The sequence below is a fragment of the Phytopseudomonas dryadis genome, assembly GCF_004327355.1.
Classification (GTDB): domain Bacteria; phylum Pseudomonadota; class Gammaproteobacteria; order Pseudomonadales; family Pseudomonadaceae; genus Aquipseudomonas; species Aquipseudomonas dryadis.
This window is the reverse complement of the sequence record NZ_QJUM01000001.1, coordinates 99,607-115,499: the sequence shown is the minus strand read 5'-3', so window position 1 is coordinate 115,499 and position 15,893 is coordinate 99,607. Positions and strand designations below refer to the sequence as shown.

General features: G+C 65.1%; 12 protein-coding genes. 8 read left to right on the top strand and 4 right to left on the bottom strand.

Annotation, left to right across the window (positions count from 1 at the left end; translation table 11 throughout):
* Positions 1–53 precede the first annotated feature (53 nt).
* A complete protein-coding gene (locus DNK34_RS00505) occupies positions 54–1,385 on the top strand; it encodes an OprD family porin (protein ID WP_131176522.1) in 1,332 nt (443 codons plus the stop codon).
* Positions 1,386–1,455: 70 nt separating this feature from the next.
* Here the strand turns inward: DNK34_RS00505 and DNK34_RS00500 are convergent, their stop codons facing one another.
* Both DNK34_RS00500 and DNK34_RS00495 read right to left on the bottom strand, forming a co-directional pair.
* Complete coding sequence (locus tag DNK34_RS00500; protein WP_131176521.1) at positions 1,456–2,832, bottom strand: GntP family permease; 1,377 nt, start codon at positions 2,830–2,832, stop codon at positions 1,456–1,458.
* A 151-nt stretch (positions 2,833–2,983) separates the two neighbouring features.
* Entirely contained in the window at positions 2,984–3,517 is a 534-nt protein-coding gene (locus tag DNK34_RS00495) for a gluconokinase (protein WP_131176520.1), read from the bottom strand.
* 181 nt (positions 3,518–3,698) lie between these two features.
* Here DNK34_RS00495 and gntR point away from each other — a divergent pair, with 181 nt between their 5' ends.
* Positions 3,699–4,724 carry an HTH-type transcriptional regulator GntR gene (gntR, locus tag DNK34_RS00490; RefSeq protein WP_131176519.1) on the top strand — a complete coding sequence of 342 codons (1,026 nt, stop codon included), beginning with the start codon at positions 3,699–3,701 and terminating at the stop codon, positions 4,722–4,724.
* Between the two features lie 16 nt (positions 4,725–4,740).
* On the opposite strand, the gene DNK34_RS00485 is transcribed toward gntR, so the two are convergent.
* Positions 4,741–4,989, bottom strand: a complete 249-nt coding sequence (locus DNK34_RS00485) for a hypothetical protein (protein ID WP_131176518.1) — start codon at positions 4,987–4,989, stop codon at positions 4,741–4,743.
* A gap of 258 nt (positions 4,990–5,247) precedes the next feature.
* Positions 5,248–6,264 (bottom strand): zinc-dependent alcohol dehydrogenase family protein, encoded by a 1,017-nt coding sequence (locus DNK34_RS00480; protein ID WP_131176517.1) that lies wholly within the window; start codon positions 6,262–6,264, stop codon positions 5,248–5,250.
* Positions 6,265–6,575: 311 nt separating this feature from the next.
* Here DNK34_RS00480 and DNK34_RS00475 point away from each other — a divergent pair, with 311 nt between their 5' ends.
* The 6 genes from DNK34_RS00475 (at position 6,576) to DNK34_RS00450 (ending at position 15,762) form a co-directional block, all read left to right on the top strand.
* Positions 6,576–7,493 carry a LysR family transcriptional regulator gene (locus tag DNK34_RS00475; RefSeq protein ID WP_131176516.1) on the top strand — a complete coding sequence of 306 codons (918 nt, stop codon included), beginning with the start codon at positions 6,576–6,578 and terminating at the stop codon, positions 7,491–7,493.
* Positions 7,494–7,697: 204 nt separating this feature from the next.
* Positions 7,698–8,930 (top strand): multidrug efflux RND transporter periplasmic adaptor subunit MexE, encoded by a 1,233-nt coding sequence (gene mexE, locus DNK34_RS00470; RefSeq protein WP_131176515.1) that lies wholly within the window; start codon positions 7,698–7,700, stop codon positions 8,928–8,930.
* A 111-nt stretch (positions 8,931–9,041) separates the two neighbouring features.
* Positions 9,042–12,215, top strand: coding sequence for an efflux RND transporter permease subunit (locus DNK34_RS00465; RefSeq protein ID WP_131176514.1), 3,174 nt, complete (start codon positions 9,042–9,044; stop codon positions 12,213–12,215).
* Positions 12,212–13,642 (top strand): efflux transporter outer membrane subunit, encoded by a 1,431-nt coding sequence (locus DNK34_RS00460; protein WP_131176513.1) that lies wholly within the window; start codon positions 12,212–12,214, stop codon positions 13,640–13,642. Before DNK34_RS00465 ends, DNK34_RS00460 begins: the two co-directional genes overlap by 4 nt.
* 307 nt (positions 13,643–13,949) lie before the next feature.
* Positions 13,950–14,456: a disulfide bond formation protein B gene (locus DNK34_RS00455; protein ID WP_131176512.1), complete on the top strand. Its 507-nt coding sequence runs from the start codon at positions 13,950–13,952 to the stop codon at positions 14,454–14,456.
* A 7-nt stretch (positions 14,457–14,463) separates the two neighbouring features.
* The gene (locus DNK34_RS00450) at positions 14,464–15,762 is read left to right on the top strand and encodes a glycosyltransferase (protein ID WP_242675351.1); all 1,299 of its coding nucleotides are present in this window, start codon (positions 14,464–14,466) and stop codon (positions 15,760–15,762) included.
* Positions 15,763–15,893 lie beyond the last annotated feature (131 nt).

Here is a 15,893-nt window from a genome sequence, read left to right as displayed (position 1 = left end):
CCGCCCTTGCACTGCCTCTCACAACACTCAACTACAGCCAGAGGATGAACACGATGGAGCGTTTCAATCGCGCCCCCATGCTAGCAACGGGCCTTTGCGGCCTGATGATCGCGCAACAGGGCCATGCTGCGGGATTCGTGGAAGACACCAAGGCCAGCGTACTGGCCCGCAACTTCTTCAGTAATGCGGACAACCGCAGTGGCAGCGCCGACCCCAGCTACACCCAAGAATGGGGCCAGGGTTTCATGCTCGATGTGCGCTCGGGGTTCACCGAAGGCACGCTCGGCTTCGGCGTGGATCTCTTCGGCCAGTGGGGCATCCGTCTGGACTCGGGCAAGGGCCGCCACTACAACCCGCAGAGCGTCAGTTTCAACGGCAACGTCTTCCCCACCGATAGCGACGGCCGTGCGGTCGACGAGTTCTCCAGTCTGGGCGGCACGCTCAAGGCACGCTTCGCCGAAACCGAGCTGCGCTACGGCACCCTGATCCCGAAACTGCCGGTGCTGATCTCCACCGACCGCATGCTGCAGCAGACCTTCCGCGGCGGCCAGGTTCAATCCCGGGATCTGGACGGTTTCACCTTCACCGCCGGCCAACTCGAGCACGTCATGGGCCGTGGCTCGAGCAACCAGATGGGCATGTCGATCCCCGGCGCGAACAACCCGCTGACCGGCAAGTTCGTCAACACCTTCTACTATGCCGGCGTTGACTACAAACCGAGCGACGACCTCACCCTGCAGTACTACTACGGCAACCTCGAGGACTTCTACAAGCAGCACTTCCTCGGCCTGCTCCACGACATGAAGCTGGGTGCCGGCACCCTGCGTACCGACCTGCGCCACTTCGACAACCGCTCCGATGGCGCCAACGGCAAGGATCCCGACTATTACACCCTGGGCTACTACGGCAACGGCGTCACCAGAGGCAAGGTCGACAGCCGCCTGTCCAGCGCGCTGTTCTCCTACCTGATCGATGGCCACACCTTCGCCGCCGGTTACCAGGTGGTCAGCGGCGATAGCGATGCCGTGTGGCTGAACCAGGGTGACGGTTCTTCGGCCTACTTCATGACGGAGTCGATGATCGGCAAGTTCCAGCGCGCCGGTGAGCGCACCTGGCAGGTACGCTATGGCTACGACTTCGGCACTATCGGCATACCCGGCCTGACCTTCGTCGGCATGTACGAAAGCGGTTCGCACATCAAGGCCGCCGATGGCGACAAGAAGGAGTGGGAGCGCAACGTCACCCTCGCCTACACCGTGCAATCGGGCCCGGCGAAGAACCTGAACATCCAGCTTCGCCATGCGCAATTGCGCTCGACCGTGGGCAATCAGCGCGATGCGGACGAGCACCGCATCCTGGTCAACTATCCGATCGACCTGCTCTGAGCCGGCCCCCGGTAGACGCCACAAGACGTCTACCGGGTTTCGTGCATGAGCCGTAAATGCTTCGGGAGCCTTACAGCAGCAGGCTGCCGATCAGCGCGAGCAGAAACGCGATGCTGCCCAGCAGGGTTTCCATCACGGTCCAGGTCTTGAGCGTGGTTTTCTCGTCCATGTCCAGGAAACGCCCGACCAGCCAGAACCCGGAGTCGTTGACATGGGACAGAACGGTAGCGCCACCGGCGATCGCCACCACCACGAAGCACAGGTCGAACTGGCTGAGCCCCTCGGTTGCCGCCACGGTCGGGGCGATCAATGCGGCCGCCGTGGTCAGCGCCACCGTCGCCGAGCCCTGGGCCACGCGCAAGGCCGCAGAGATGACGAATGCCGCGACGATGACCGGCATCCCGGTGTCCGACAGGGTGGCGGAGAGCGCGTCACCGATACCGCTGCTGCGCAGTACACCGCCGAACATGCCGCCCGCGCCGGTGACCAGAATGATCGAACAGATCGGCCCCAGCGCGCCTTCGCAGACCTTTTCCAGGTGCCTGCCGCTGTAGCGACCGCTGAATGCGACCAGAGCGAACAGTACGGTGATCAGCAAGGCCACGGGCGTTTTGCCGATCATGCGCAGGAACTGCACCCAATCGCTCCCGCCATTGACCACGCCCATGACGCTCAGGGTATTGAGCCCGGTATCGAGAAAGATCAGGGCCAGGGGCATCAGCAGAATGGTCAGCACCAGGGAGAAACGCGGCGGCGCCACGCTGGTGTCGCGCGCCACGTCGGTCAGGAAGCTGGGCGGCAGGTTGATATGGAATTTCTTGCCGGCCCAGAGCCCGAACAGATAGCTGCCGAAGTACCAGGTCGGCAGCGCGATGACGGTACCCACGATCACCAGCAGGCCGATGTTCGCCCCCAGCAGCTCGGCGGCGGCCACGGGGCCGGGATGCGGCGGTACCAGCGCGTGCATGGCGGCGAATGCACCGGCAGCCGGCAGCGCGTAGGTCAGCGTCGAGCCGCCGAAGCGCTTGGCGACACTGAAGATGATCGGCAGCATGACGATCAGCCCGGCATCGAAGAAGATCGGAAAGCCGAACAGCAGCGAGGCGATGCCCAGGGCGAAGGGCGCGCGCCGCTCGCCGAACCTGGCGATCAGCGTATCGGCGAGCACCTGGGCGCCACCGGTGATTTCCAGCAGCCGGCCGATCATCACCCCCAGGCCGACCAGCAAGGCCACGGCCGCCAGGGTGTTGCCGAAACCGGTGAGCAGCGTGGGCACGATGTCGGCGTAGGGAATCCGCGTGACCAGCGCCGTGGTGATGCTCACCAGGACCAGCGCAAGAAAGGCATGCAGCTTGAAGCGCATGATCAGCAGAAGCAGCAGGAGCACGGCCCCTGCGGCGATAAGCAGCAGGACGGTGGCGCTGGGCGCGCTGGCTAGCTCATTCATGGCTGGCCCCTCCGCACTGGGTGAGCGGCCTGGCGATTACCAAGTGTTTTTTGGCGTTCGTGTGACGAACCTGTTGGGGATGATTCATGCGGGACATGTCGCCTCCAATTGTCTTTGTTATGGGAGAAGCGTTGCTGCGGGCAGTATTACCTCAGGTCTGTCCGAAGCGTGGATTCGAGCCGAGCCACCACTGCGCAGCCCGCTGGCTCAGCGTCTCCACGGGCAGGGTCGCGTCGAGAACCAGGGTCGCGGCCTCGTCATGAGGCGGTTCGAGCGTGGCGAACTGACTGTCGATCAGGCTCGCCGGCATGAAATGCCCCGGGCGATTGGCCACCCGCTTCGCGGCCTCCTCCGGCGTCAGTTCGAGAAACACGAAACCCAGCCCGGGAACGGCCTGGCGCAGTCGCTCGCGGTATGTGCGCTTGAGCGCCGAACAGGTCAGCAGCGGGCGGCCGTGCGTATTCAGCGCGGCGGCGAGCTCCTCGCCCAGGCGGGCGAGCCAATCGGCGCGATCGGCATCGGTGAGGGGAATGCCGGCGCGCATCTTTTCGATGTTGGCGGGCGGGTGGAACTGGTCGCCTTCGATGAGAAAGCCACCGACGCGCTGGGCGATTGACTCTCCGACGCAGCTCTTGCCACACCCGGAGACGCCCATGATGACCAGGGCGGTGGTCGGAATATCCATGCAGCACCTCCAGCGGAAGACAGCGCTGTCTTTGGAAGAATGACCCTTCAGCAAGACAGCGGCTTCGGATGTTGTAACTTTTATGCGCCAGTTTCAGGTGCTCGAGGCCTGTGCAACATTTGCCAAGCCTCAGAGACAGCGCTACCTTAAACAGCAAACAACACCCTTGACAAGCCTTGCCATGAAGTCTCCGACGCGTAACCGTTCCCGCACCACCGGCATGCCCACCCTGGCGGAGGTCGCGAGCCTCGCCGGAGTTTCCGCGATCACCGCGTCGCGGGCGTTGCGCGGGGTGGCCACGGTGAACCCGGAACTGGCCGAGCGGGTGCGCGAGGCAGCGCAGCAGCTTGGCTACGTGGTCAACCCGGCGGCGCGCACCCTGGCTTCTGCCCATAGCTCGTCGGTGGTGGTGCTGATCCCTTCCCTGTCCAATCAGCTGTTCATCGAAACCCTCGACGCGATTCACGCCGTCATGCGTCCGCGCGGCATCGAGGTGCTGATTGGCGATTACCACTACTGCCGTGAGGAAGAAGAACGGCTGATCCGCAATTACCTGCCCTATCGGCCCATGGGCATGCTGCTGACCGGTTTCGATCGCACCGAGGGCGCGCGGCACCTGCTCAATGCCAGCCGGATGCCCTGCGTACACATGATGGAACTGAGCACGGCTCCCGGTATTTCCTGTGTCGGATTTTCCCAGGAGGCCGCCGGTGAAGCGGCGGCGCAGCACCTGCTGCAAAGCAATCGCCGCCGGCTCGCCTACATAGCCGCCCAGCTGGACCCGCGGGTCATGCAGCGCGCCGAGGGCTTTCGCCGGGCACTGCAGGCGGCCGGCGTCTACGATCCGGCGCTGGAGCTGTTGCATCCCCTGCCCTCGTCCATCGGCCTGGGTGGCCAGCTGTTCCAGGAACTGATGCAGCGCCACCCCGATGTCGACGGTATCTTCTTCTGCAACGACGACCTGGCCCAGGGCGCCCTGTTCGAGGCGCAACGTGCCGGGCTGGCGGTTCCGGAACAGGTGGCGCTGGTGGGTTTCAACGACCTGCCCGCCTCCGCCCACACCGTCCCCAGACTCACCTCCATCCATACGCCGCGAGCCGAAGTGGGCAGCAAGGCCGCCGCCCTGCTGCTGAGCCTGCTGGATGGCCAGCCAGGCGCCTCCAGAGTCGACCTCGGCTTCGAATTACGCGTACGCGAAAGCAGTTGACCGGGGCCTGCCGCGCTCATTCGCGGCCGTGGTCGAACCAGGCCGTTGCCCGGGCCAACGCGGCATCGCGGGCGCTGCCCGGCTCGCTGAACGGCCCCTGCAGGGTGAACCGCTTGAGCGTTCTGCCGCTGTCATCGCTGAAGGTGGCGATGACGGCTTGGGCCGCTCCACCCAGGCTATCGGCCCAGATGAACTCGAGTTGCACATGGCGTGAACCGCTTCTGCTGGTGTGAACGAACGCAGGTGCTTTGGACTGTACTGGCATGGAGAACACTCCGTAAGGAAAAAGCTCGCCCGTTCTTGCCTGGCTACGGGGCCCGGTTCTTTGGCCCCATCAGATGACTGTAGGCGATGTACGCGATCCGTCTACTGCGCTCTTCTGCCTATGATTCATGCGGGCTTCTTCACGAAACCTTCACAGAGAGTGTGGCATGCTCCGGCCAGGACATAGGGAAATGTCACCCCAAAAAAAGCCCGGTGCTCACACCGGGCTTTTTTCATTCGGCTGGGCGCTCCTGCGCGATCACTCCAGCGTCAGCACCACGCGCCCACTCTCGGGGCCGGTCTCCATGTAGCGATGGGCCTCGACGAAGTCTTCGAAAGCGAACACCTTGTCGATACGCGGCGTGAGCAGACGGTCGGCGGTCAGCTGATTGATGTGCTGCAACGCACGCTGCACCGCCGCGCAGTCCTGCTCGATGCCCAGCTCCGAGTGACCGGTGAAGTCCAGCACGCAGTGGCGGAAGAACTGCAGGTGCTTCTTGAACGCTGCACACGCAGGGAATGCCGCATCGTTACCGCCGTTGATGCCGTACAGGATCAGTTTGCCGCGGGTCGCGGCGACATCGCCGAGCAGCTTCAACTGCTGGCCGGCGCAATGGTCGAGGATGATCTCGGCGCCCTTGCCTTCCGTGTAGCGCTCGACCTCCAGCACCAGATCCTGCTCTTCGGTGAAGATGATCTTGTCGGCGCCCAGCTCGCGCAGAAAGGCGCGGCTGTCGGCGACGCTGGTCGAAGCGATGACATTGGCGCCTAGGGCCTTGGCCAGTTGCACCGATTGCGGCGCCAGGCAGTGGCTGGCCTCGGTGATCAGCACGTGCTGTCCGGGCTTGAGCTTGGCCAGATCGACCATGGCGAAGTAGGCGAACAGCAGGCCGGAATAATGGATGCTGGCTTCCTCGGGCGAAAGCACATCCGGGTAGCGCGTCAGGGCATAACGCGGCATCAGCACGCGATCGCCCCAGGCGGGATAACGATTGGGCGTGCTGGCCGGGAACGCCGCCACGGCGGTGCCGACCTCGAGGTCGTCCACGCCCTCGCCCACGGCCTCGATGATACCGGCCAGTTCGGCGCCGACTCCAGAAGGCAGCTTGGCTTCTTCGGACGCCAGATTCTGGCGCCACAGCACGTCGCCCCAGCTCAGGCCGACGGCCTGGACGCGTACCAGTACCTCCCCCGCTCCCGGGGTAGGGGTTGGCAACTCTTCGCACTGGAGTACGTCGGCGTCGCCGAACTTATGGAAACGGATCATGCGGGACATCGCTAACCTCAACTGATCACGGATTGACACTTCACTGGTTATCGACTCTATCCGCTGCGCGCAAGCAACACCACCCGCCCCGGTCGATAGTCTTCATGCCTAGCAGTGATAAAGGCCTGCGGATACGTGTGGGTATATTGTCGGGGGCGCCGCCGTTCCAGCGCAACCCTTACCGGAACGGCAACGCGCTACGCGTGTCTTTCCTAATTCGCCCGAGTGCTCGTACTATTGGCGGCGAAGGCTCATTAGCGTCTCGCTCTGGCAAGTGCACTCGGTTTTCCGTCCGGGCACGCTCACCCTATGGTAACCGGATGAACCGCAACGACCTGCGTCGCCTCGACCTCAACCTGCTGATCGTCTTCGAAACGCTGATGCATGAGCGCAGCGTGACCCGGGCCGCGGAGAAACTGTTTCTCGGCCAGCCAGCCATCAGCGCGGCGCTCTCACGGCTGCGCAATCTGTTCGATGATCCCCTGTTCGTGCGTACCGGCCGTAGCATGGAACCCACCGCGCGGGCCCAGGAGATCTTCGCCCTGCTCTCGCCGGCGCTGGACTCCATTTCCACCGCCGTCAGCCGCGCCGCGGCGTTCGATCCGGCGACCAGCACGGCGGTATTCCGTATCGGCCTGTCCGACGACGTCGAATTCGCCCTGCTCCCCGCCCTGCTCCGTCGCCTGCGCTCCGAGGCGCCCGGCGTGGTCCTGGTGGTACGCCGGGCCAACTACCTGCTGATGCCCAACCTGCTGGCATCCGGGGAAATTTCCGTTGGCGTGAGCTACACCGAGGAGCTGCCGGCCAACGCCAAGCGCAAGACCCTGCGCCGCAGCAAACCCAAGCTGCTGCGCGCCGACGCCGCTCCCGGCACCCTGAGCATGGACGACTACTGTGCCCGTCCCCATGCCATGGTGTCCTTCGCCGGCGACCTCAACGGTTTCATCGACGACCAGCTGGCGCGCTTCGACCGCACCCGCAAGGTGGTGCTGGCGGTGCCCCAGTTCAATGGCCTGGGCACCCTGCTGTCGGGCACGGATCTGATTGCCGTGGTACCCGACTACACCGCGGCGACCCTGACCGCCGCTGGCGGCCTGCGTGCCGAAGACCTGCCCTTCGAGTGCGACGCCTTCGAGATGTCCATGGCCTGGCGTGGCGCCCAGGACAACGATCCGGCCGAACGCTGGCTGCGCTCGCGTATCCAGATGTTCTTCGGTGATCCCGACAGCCTCGACTGACAGCTCTCGCAGGATGGCGTGCACGCCGCGCCCGCAGGGGTGTTCAGCCATTTGCAGAATAGTTCGATAGCGTCCTATCGATAATCCTGCGATGAAACATCATCATTCTCGATGATAGTCACCTTCGCGGCGTTCGATTCGTTCCCGAGCAGCGCTCGCAGCAGACTCCGCCCATTCGTAAAACCTCTTGGCGGATCGCAAATCATGCAACGGACCAACCCAAAACTCTGGCAATTTCCCCTCGCGCTGGCGGCGCTGTTGGTGCTCGCCGCCTGTGACAAGAACCAGGACGTTACCCAGCAGCAGACGCCGGCGGCGAAAGTCAGCGTGGCCGAAGTCATCGAGCAGCCGCTCAACGAATGGGACGAGTTCACCGGTCGCCTGGAGGCGCCCGAGTCGGTGCAGATCCGACCACGGGTTTCGGGCTTCATCGATCAGGTGAGTTTCGCCGAAGGCGCCCTGGTGAAGAAAGGCGATCTGCTATTCCAGATCGACCCCCGCCCCTTCCAGGCCGAGGTCAAACGCCTCGAGGCCCAGTTGCAGCAGGCCCGCGCCAACCAGACCCGCACCGTCAGCGAGGCCCGCCGTGGCGAACGCCTGCGCCAGAGCAACGCCATTTCCACCGAACTGGCCGATGCCCGCAGCAGCGCGGCCCAGGAGGCCCAGGCCGAGGTCGCCGGGATTCAGGCCGAACTGGACAACGCCCGCCTCAACCTCAGTTTCACCCGGGTGACTGCGCCCATCGACGGCCGCGTCAGCCGTGCCGAGGTTACCGCCGGCAACCTGGTCACCGCCAGTCAGTCGCTGCTCACCTCGGTGGTCTCCACCGACAGGGTGTACGCCTATTTCGATGCCGACGAGCGCGCATTCCTCAAGTACGTCGAACTGGCCCGCCAGGCCGGCCACGACACGCGCGGCAAGAGCCCCGTGTACCTCGGGCTCTCCAGCGAGACCGGTCACCCGCACCTCGGCCAGCTGGACTTCCTGGATAACCAGGTCAACCCGCAGACCGGCACCATCCGCGGCCGTGCGGTATTCGACAATCGCGATGGCCGCTTCACCCCGGGGCTGTATGCCAGGCTCAAGCTGGTGGGCAGCGATACCTACGACGCCACCCTGATCCAGGATGCCGCCGTCGGTACCGACCTGGGCAAGAAGTACGTCCTGGTGCTCGGCGACGACAACACGGTGGTCTACCGTTCGGTCGAGCTGGGGCCGAAGCTCGAAGGCTTGCGTATCGTGCGCCATGGCCTGGCCAAGGGCGAACGCATCGTGGTCAACGGCCTGCAGCGGGCGATGCCCGGCTCCACGGTCGACCCGCAGTCGGTGCCCATGGCCGACGACGACACGCTCGCCGCTCTGGAACGTCAGCGCCAGGCCTTGGCCAGCAGCCGTTCCGCCGCCAGGGCCGAGTCCTTGAACCTCAGCCTGAAGTAACGCCGTTGCGGGCAGCAGCGCGCTGCCCGCGAACCCCTGCCGTAACCGACACCTTCTCCCCCGCAACGGGGGGAAGGCTGGACTGTGCCCGTCATGTAAAGGACAAACCCGATGAACTTCTCCCAGTTCTTCATTCAGCGGCCGATCTTCGCCGCGGTTCTGTCGCTGATCATCCTGATCGGCGGCGCCATTTCGCTGTTCCAGCTACCGATCAGCGAATACCCGGAAGTGGTGCCCCCCACGGTGGTGGTCAGGGCCGACTTCCCCGGCGCCAACCCCAAGGTCATCGGCGAAACCGTGGCCTCGCCACTGGAGCAGGCCATCGTCGGCGTCGAGGGCATGCTCTACATGTCGTCCCAGGCGACCAACGACGGGCGCATGACCCTGACCATCACCTTCGCCCTGGGCACCAACCTGGATACCGCCCAGGTGCAGGTGCAGAACCGCGTGACCCGCACCATGCCGACCCTGCCCACCGAGGTACAGCGCCTCGGCGTGACGGTGGACAAGGCGTCCTCGGACATGACCATGGTGGTGCACCTGACGTCACCGAACGACGCCTACGACATGCTCTACCTGTCCAACTACGCGGCGCTGAACATCAAGGACGAGCTGTCGCGCCTGGACGGCGTCGGCGACGTGCAACTGTTCGGCCTGGGCGACTACTCCATGCGCGTGTGGCTCGACCCGGACAAGGTCGCCTCGCGCGGGCTGACCGCCAGCGACGTGGTCAACGCCATCCGTGAGCAGAACCGCCAGGTCGCCGCCGGCTCGCTGGGGGCGCCACCGGCCGCCGGCGACAACAGCTTCCAGTTGTCGATCAATACCCAGGGCCGCCTGGTCACCGAAGAAGAATTCGAGAACATCGTCATCCGCGCCGGCGAGAACGGCGAGATCACCCGGCTGCGGGACATCGCCCGCATCGAACTGGGTTCCAACCAGTACGCCCTGCGTTCGCTGCTGAACAACAAACCCGCCGTGGCCATGCCGATCTTCCAGCGCCCGGGCTCCAACGCCATCGCCATTTCCGATGCTGTGCGCGAGCGCATGGCCGAACTGAAGCAGAGCTTCCCCCAGGGCGTGGACTACGAAATCGTCTACGACCCGACCATCTTCGTGCGCGGCTCGATCGAGGCGGTGGTGCACACCCTGCTCGAGGCCATCGTCCTGGTGGTGCTGGTGGTGATCCTGTTCCTGCAGACCTGGCGCGCCTCGATCATTCCTCTGGCTGCGGTGCCGGTGTCGCTGATCGGCACCTTCGCGGTGATGCACATGTTTGGTTTCTCGCTCAACGCCCTGTCGCTGTTCGGCCTGGTGCTGGCCATCGGCATCGTGGTGGACGATGCCATCGTGGTGGTGGAGAACGTCGAGCGTAATATCGGCCTGGGCAAGACCCCGGTCGAAGCCACCAAGCAGGCCATGAAGGAAGTCACCGGGCCGATCGTCGCCACCGCCCTGGTGCTGTGCGCGGTATTCGTCCCCACCGCGTTCATTTCCGGGCTCACCGGGCAGTTCTACCAGCAGTTCGCCCTGACCATCGCCATCTCCACGGTGATCTCGGCGTTCAACTCGCTGACCCTGTCGCCGGCCCTGGCGGCCGTGCTGCTCAAGGGCCATCACGAACCCAAGGACAGGTTCTCCCGGCTGCTGGAGAGGCTGTTCGGGCGCTGGCTGTTCAACCCGTTCAACCGCGTCTTCGAGCGCGCCAGCCATGGCTATGTCGGCAGCGTAAGGCGGATCCTGCGTGGCAGCGGCATCGCCCTGGTGGTCTATGCCGGGCTGATGGGGCTGACCTACCTGGGTTTCGCCAGCACGCCCAGCGGATTCGTGCCGCCGCAGGACAAGCAGTACCTGGTGGCCTTCGCCCAATTGCCCGACGCCGCCAGCCTGGATCGCAGCGAAGCGGTGATCAAGCGCATGTCGGACATCGCCGCCAGGTATCCCGGCGTGGAAAACACCATCGCCTTCCCTGGCCTGTCGATCAACGGCTTCACCAACAGCCCGAACAGCGGCATCGTCTTCGTCGCCCTGAAAGACTTCGGCCAGCGCAAGGACGAGAGCCTGTCCGCCAACGCCATCGCCGCCGAGCTCAACGCGCAGTTCAGCGAGATTCAGGAAGCCTACATCGCCATCTTCCCACCACCGCCGGTGATGGGGCTGGGCACCATCGGCGGCTTCCGCGTGCAGTTGCAGGATCGCGCCAACCTCGGCTACGAGGAACTGTACAGGCAGACCCAGAACATCATCGCCAAGAGCCAGAACGTGCCGGAACTGGCCGGGCTGTTCACCAGCTATCAGGTCAACGTGCCGCAGGTCGAGGCCGACATCGACCGCGAGAAGGCCAAGACCCACGGTGTGGCCATCGATGAGATCTTCGACACCATGCAGGTCTACCTGGGCTCGTTGTATGCCAACGACTTCAATCGCTTCGGCCGTACCTATCAGGTCAACGTCCAGGCCGACCAGCAGTTCCGCCTGGAGGCCGAGCAGATCGGCCAGTTGAAGGTGCGCAACAACCGCGGCGAGATGGTGCCCCTGTCGACCTTCGTCAAGGTCAGCGATAGCGCCGGCCCCGACCGGGTGATGCATTACAACGGCTTCATCACCGCGGAAATCAACGGCGCCGCGGCACCGGGCTACAGCTCCGGGCAGGCGGAAGCGGCCATGGCCCGGCTGCTGAGGGAGGAATTGCCCAATGGCATGAGCTTCGAGTGGACCGAACTGACCTATCAGCAGATCCTCGCGGGCAATACCGCGCTGTTCGTCTTCCCGCTGTGCGTGCTGCTGGCCTTCCTGGTGCTCGCCGCGCAGTACGAAAGCTGGAGCCTGCCGCTGGCGGTGATCCTGATCGTACCGATGACCCTGCTGTCGGCCATCGCCGGGGTGATTCTGGCCGGTAGCGACAACAACATCTTCACCCAGATCGGTCTGATCGTGCTGGTCGGCCTGGCCTGCAAGAACGCCATCCTGCTGGTGGAGTTCGCCAAGGACAAACAGGAAGAAGGCATGGATCGTGTCGCCGCGGTGCTGGAGGCCTGCCGCCTGCGCCTGCGGCCGATCCTGATGACCAGCTTCGCCTTCATCATGGGCGTGGTCCCGCTGGTGCTGTCCTCCGGCGCCGGTGCGGAAATGCGCCATGCCATGGGCGTCGCGGTGTTCAGCGGCATGCTCGGGGTGACCTTCTTCGGCCTGCTGCTGACCCCGGTGTTCTATGTACTGATTCGTAGCTTCGTGGAAAAACGCGAGGCGAAGAAAGCCGCCCGCCTGCAGGAGGTACAGGCATGAGCCTGCTACGAGCCAAGCATCACACCCGCCTCACGGCGCCACGCGGCCTGTTGCTCAGCGCCCTGGCGCTGGCCCTGAGCGCCTGCGCCGTGGGCCCGGATTATCGGGCTCCGGACACCCAGCCCGCACAGTCCGCCCAGGTTGCCCAGGAGCACTACGACGCCACGCGCTTCGAGGCGCTGTGGTGGCAGCAGTTCGACGATCCGACACTCAACCAGTTGGTGCAACAGTCGCAGCAGGAAAACCGCGAATTGCGGGTGGCCTATGCCCGCCTGCGCGCCGCCCGGGCCATCCGCGACGATGTCGCCAACGACCGCCTGCCCACCGTGACCAGCCGGGCCAGCGCTGAAGTCGGCAAGGCGCAGCAACCCGGCCTGAGCGAACAACGGGTCAATGCCGAACGCTATGACCTGGGCCTGGACATGGCCTGGGAACTGGATCTGTTCGGACGTATTCAACGGCAGCTGCAGGCCAGCGAGGCGCAGATCGACATCGCCCAGGCCGACTACCAGCAACTGCAGGTCAGCCTGATCGCCGAGCTGGTGGATGCCTATGGCGACCTGCGCGGCGCTCAGTTGCGCGAACGCATCGCCCGGGAAAACCTGAAGAACCAGCAGGATTCCCGGGGCATCATCGAGCAGTTGCGCGATGCGGGCGTGGGCAGCGAACTGGATGTGCTGCGTTCCGATGCGCGCCTGGCCGCCACCGAATCGACCCTGCCGCAGCTGCAGGCCGACCAGGTGCGTGCGCGCAACCGCATCGCCACCCTGCTCGGCCAGCGCCCGGAGCAGTTGCGCGTCGATTTGTCGGCGCGGCCACTACCGGCCATCGCCAAGGCGCTGCCAATCGGCGACCCGGCCGAACTGCTGCGCCGGCGCCCCGACGTGCGCGCCGCCGAGCGGCAGTTGGCGGCGGCCACCGCGCGCATTGGCGTCGCCACCGCGGACCTGTTCCCGCGGGTCAGCCTCAGCGGCTTTCTCGGCTTCACCGCCGGCCGTGGCTCGCAACTGGGCGCCTCCGCCGCCCAGGCCTGGGGCGTGGCGCCGAGCATCACCTGGGCCGCCTTCGACCTGGGCAGCGTACGGGCCCGCCTGCGTGGCGCCGAGGCCGAAGCCGATGGCGCCCTGGCGGGTTACGAGCAGCAGGTGCTGCTGGCCCTGGAGGAATCGGAGAATGCGTTCAGCGATTACGCCAAACGCCAGCAACGCCTGCTGGCCCTGGTGCGCCAGTCCGAAGCCAGCCGCGCCGCGGCCGCCCAGGCCGGGCTGCAGTATCGCGAAGGCAGCGCTGACTTCCTGGTACTGCTGGATGCCGAGCGCGAGCGTCTGGCCGCGGAAGACAGCCAGGCGCAAGCGGAAATAGAGCTCTATCGCGGCATCGTCGCCATCTACAAGGCCCTGGGCGGAGGCTGGCAGCCCAGCGCCTGAACCGCGTTCCCTCCCCGGCTGGCCCGGCCAGTCCCTGACGCCCCACGGCATGCACTCCTGGCCGTGGGGCTTTTTTATCGGCACCCTCCGATAACCCTCCCGGGTTTCGCTGCGCTCAACACCGAGCTACGGAAGATCCCCGTAGCCTGCGGTTGAGCGCAGCGATACCCAGGACGACCGCCCCCCGGGTATCGCCATTGGTGCTCGGAAAATGATGGTTTTCATCGGAATCCTCGATTGCCGTGCACGCCACCTTCCGGTACAAACGGCAGCTTGTCGCTGTAGCCCGTCATTCCTGGAGAAGTCCATGTCCCGCTTTGCCACGCCCGCCACGCTGTTACTGCTGATCGCCCTGGCCTGTGTCGCCATGCTCGGCGGCGCGCTGGTCGCACAGCATCTGTTCGGCTGGGAACCCTGCACCCTGTGCGTGCAGATCCGCCTGTGGCTGGCCCTGGCTGCGCTTCTCGCCCTGCTGCTCAGTGCGGCAAGCGCCGCCCGGCAGACCTGGCTGGCGTTCCTCGCCTGGCCGTTGCTGCTGGCCGCCACCGGCATGGCCTTGGTCGACAATACCCATGTGGTACTGATCGAACTGGGCATCATGGAAAGCTTCAGTTGTTCGCCCTTCCCCTTCTACTACCAGTGGCTGCCGCTGCATGAATACTGGCCGGGCGTATTCATGAGCGGCGGTGTCTGTGGGCAGAACGATTACACGATTCTCGGCCTGCCGTTCACGCTGTGGACGCTGCTGAGCATCGCCGCCCTGGCCGCCCTGGTGCTGTTCAGCCTGTGGCGCAGCATCCGCGGCAAACGCTGAGCCACGCGTGCGCAAGGTATTGGTCGTCGGCTATGTCTGGCCGGAACCCCGCTCGTCCGCCGCCGGTAGCCGCATGCTCGAACTGCTCGAGGTCTTCCGCGGCCAGGGCTGGCAGGTCACCTTCGCCAGTGCCGCCGCGCTATCGGAGCATCGTGCCGATCTGGGCGAGTTGGGCATCCCCGAAGTCTGCATCGCCCTGAACTGCGACAGCTTCGATGCCTTCGTCGCCGAACTGCAGCCGGATCTGGTGCTGTTCGACCGTTTCTTCAGCGAAGAACAGTTCGCCTGGCGGGTCGAGCGAGCCTGCCCCCATGCCCTGCGGGTGCTCGATACCAGCGACCTGCATTGCCTGCGCGATGCCCGCCACAAGCTGCTCAAGGCACGCCAACAGCTGTGTGGCCAGGAGGCGGACAGACAGCAGGTGGGGCCGGTCCACGCTTCGCCGGCGCAGCTGTTCGAGGTCATGGCCAGCAGTGACATGGCCCAGCGCGAAGTCGCCGCGATCTACCGCAGCGATCTGACCCTGATGATTTCGGCGTATGAGATGGCACTGCTGCAACGGCAGTTCGGCGTGCCGGCGGCGCTGCTGCATGACTGCGCCCTGATGCTGATCCCGCCGCGGATCGCGCCCCTGCCCTTTGCCGAACGGCAGCATTTCATCAGTATCGGCAATTTCCGCCATGCGCCCAACTGGGATGCCGTGCTGTGGCTCAAGCACGCGCTCTGGCCGCTGATCCGCCAGCGCCTGCCCCAGGCCCAACTGCATGTCTACGGCGCCTATCCGCCGCCCAGGGCCACCGCCTTGCACAACGCCAGGCAAGGCTTTCACGTACTCGGCTGGGCGGACGATGCCCACCGCGTCATGACCCAGGCCCGGGTATGCCTGGCGCCGCTGCGCTTCGGCGCGGGCATCAAGGGCAAACTGGCCGATGCCATGGCCTGCGGCACGCCCAGTGTGACCACCACGCTGGGCAGCGAAGGCATGCAGGCCGAACTGCCCTGGGGCGGCGCCGTGGTCGATGAGGCGGCGGCCTTCGCCGAGGCCGCCGTCAACCTGCACGAAGACGCCGCGTGCTGGCAGCAGGCGCAACGCCATGGCGATGCGATCCTGGCTTCGCGTTTCGACCGGGCACGGCTGGGACAGGCCCTGGTGGCGCGGCTCGAGAGGCTGTTCGCCAGCCGTGAAGCGCATCGACGGGATAATTTCGTCGGCGCGATGCTGCGCCATCACCAGCACAAGAGTACCCAATACATGTCGCAGTGGATCGCGGCCAAGCGCGGCATACCGGGCAAGGAGACAGAATAGGCAATATCCCGCCTATTTTTCAGACTGATTTGGCGGCAATTCGCCATCGCCTGCGAACTGCATCACGCACCGTGCCCCGGTACAGGCGGCGCGGGGAAATTGCATGAAAATGGAGCGGTTATTGCAGAAAT

What these genes read in the sequence shown, in the direction of transcription:
- DNK34_RS00505 (WP_131176522.1), top strand. Translation starts at nt 54, where the DNA reads ATGGAGCGTTTCAATCGCGCCCCCATGCTAGCAACGGGCCTTTGCGGC.
- DNK34_RS00500 (WP_131176521.1), bottom strand. Translation starts at nt 2,832, where the DNA reads ATGAATGAGCTAGCCAGCGCGCCCAGCGCCACCGTCCTGCTGCTTATC.
- DNK34_RS00495 (WP_131176520.1), bottom strand. Translation starts at nt 3,517, where the DNA reads ATGGATATTCCGACCACCGCCCTGGTCATCATGGGCGTCTCCGGGTGT.
- gntR (WP_131176519.1), top strand. Translation starts at nt 3,699, where the DNA reads ATGAAGTCTCCGACGCGTAACCGTTCCCGCACCACCGGCATGCCCACC.
- DNK34_RS00485 (WP_131176518.1), bottom strand. Translation starts at nt 4,989, where the DNA reads ATGCCAGTACAGTCCAAAGCACCTGCGTTCGTTCACACCAGCAGAAGC.
- DNK34_RS00480 (WP_131176517.1), bottom strand. Translation starts at nt 6,264, where the DNA reads ATGTCCCGCATGATCCGTTTCCATAAGTTCGGCGACGCCGACGTACTC.
- DNK34_RS00475 (WP_131176516.1), top strand. Translation starts at nt 6,576, where the DNA reads ATGAACCGCAACGACCTGCGTCGCCTCGACCTCAACCTGCTGATCGTC.
- mexE (WP_131176515.1), top strand. Translation starts at nt 7,698, where the DNA reads ATGCAACGGACCAACCCAAAACTCTGGCAATTTCCCCTCGCGCTGGCG.
- DNK34_RS00465 (WP_131176514.1), top strand. Translation starts at nt 9,042, where the DNA reads ATGAACTTCTCCCAGTTCTTCATTCAGCGGCCGATCTTCGCCGCGGTT.
- DNK34_RS00460 (WP_131176513.1), top strand. Translation starts at nt 12,212, where the DNA reads ATGAGCCTGCTACGAGCCAAGCATCACACCCGCCTCACGGCGCCACGC.
- DNK34_RS00455 (WP_131176512.1), top strand. Translation starts at nt 13,950, where the DNA reads ATGTCCCGCTTTGCCACGCCCGCCACGCTGTTACTGCTGATCGCCCTG.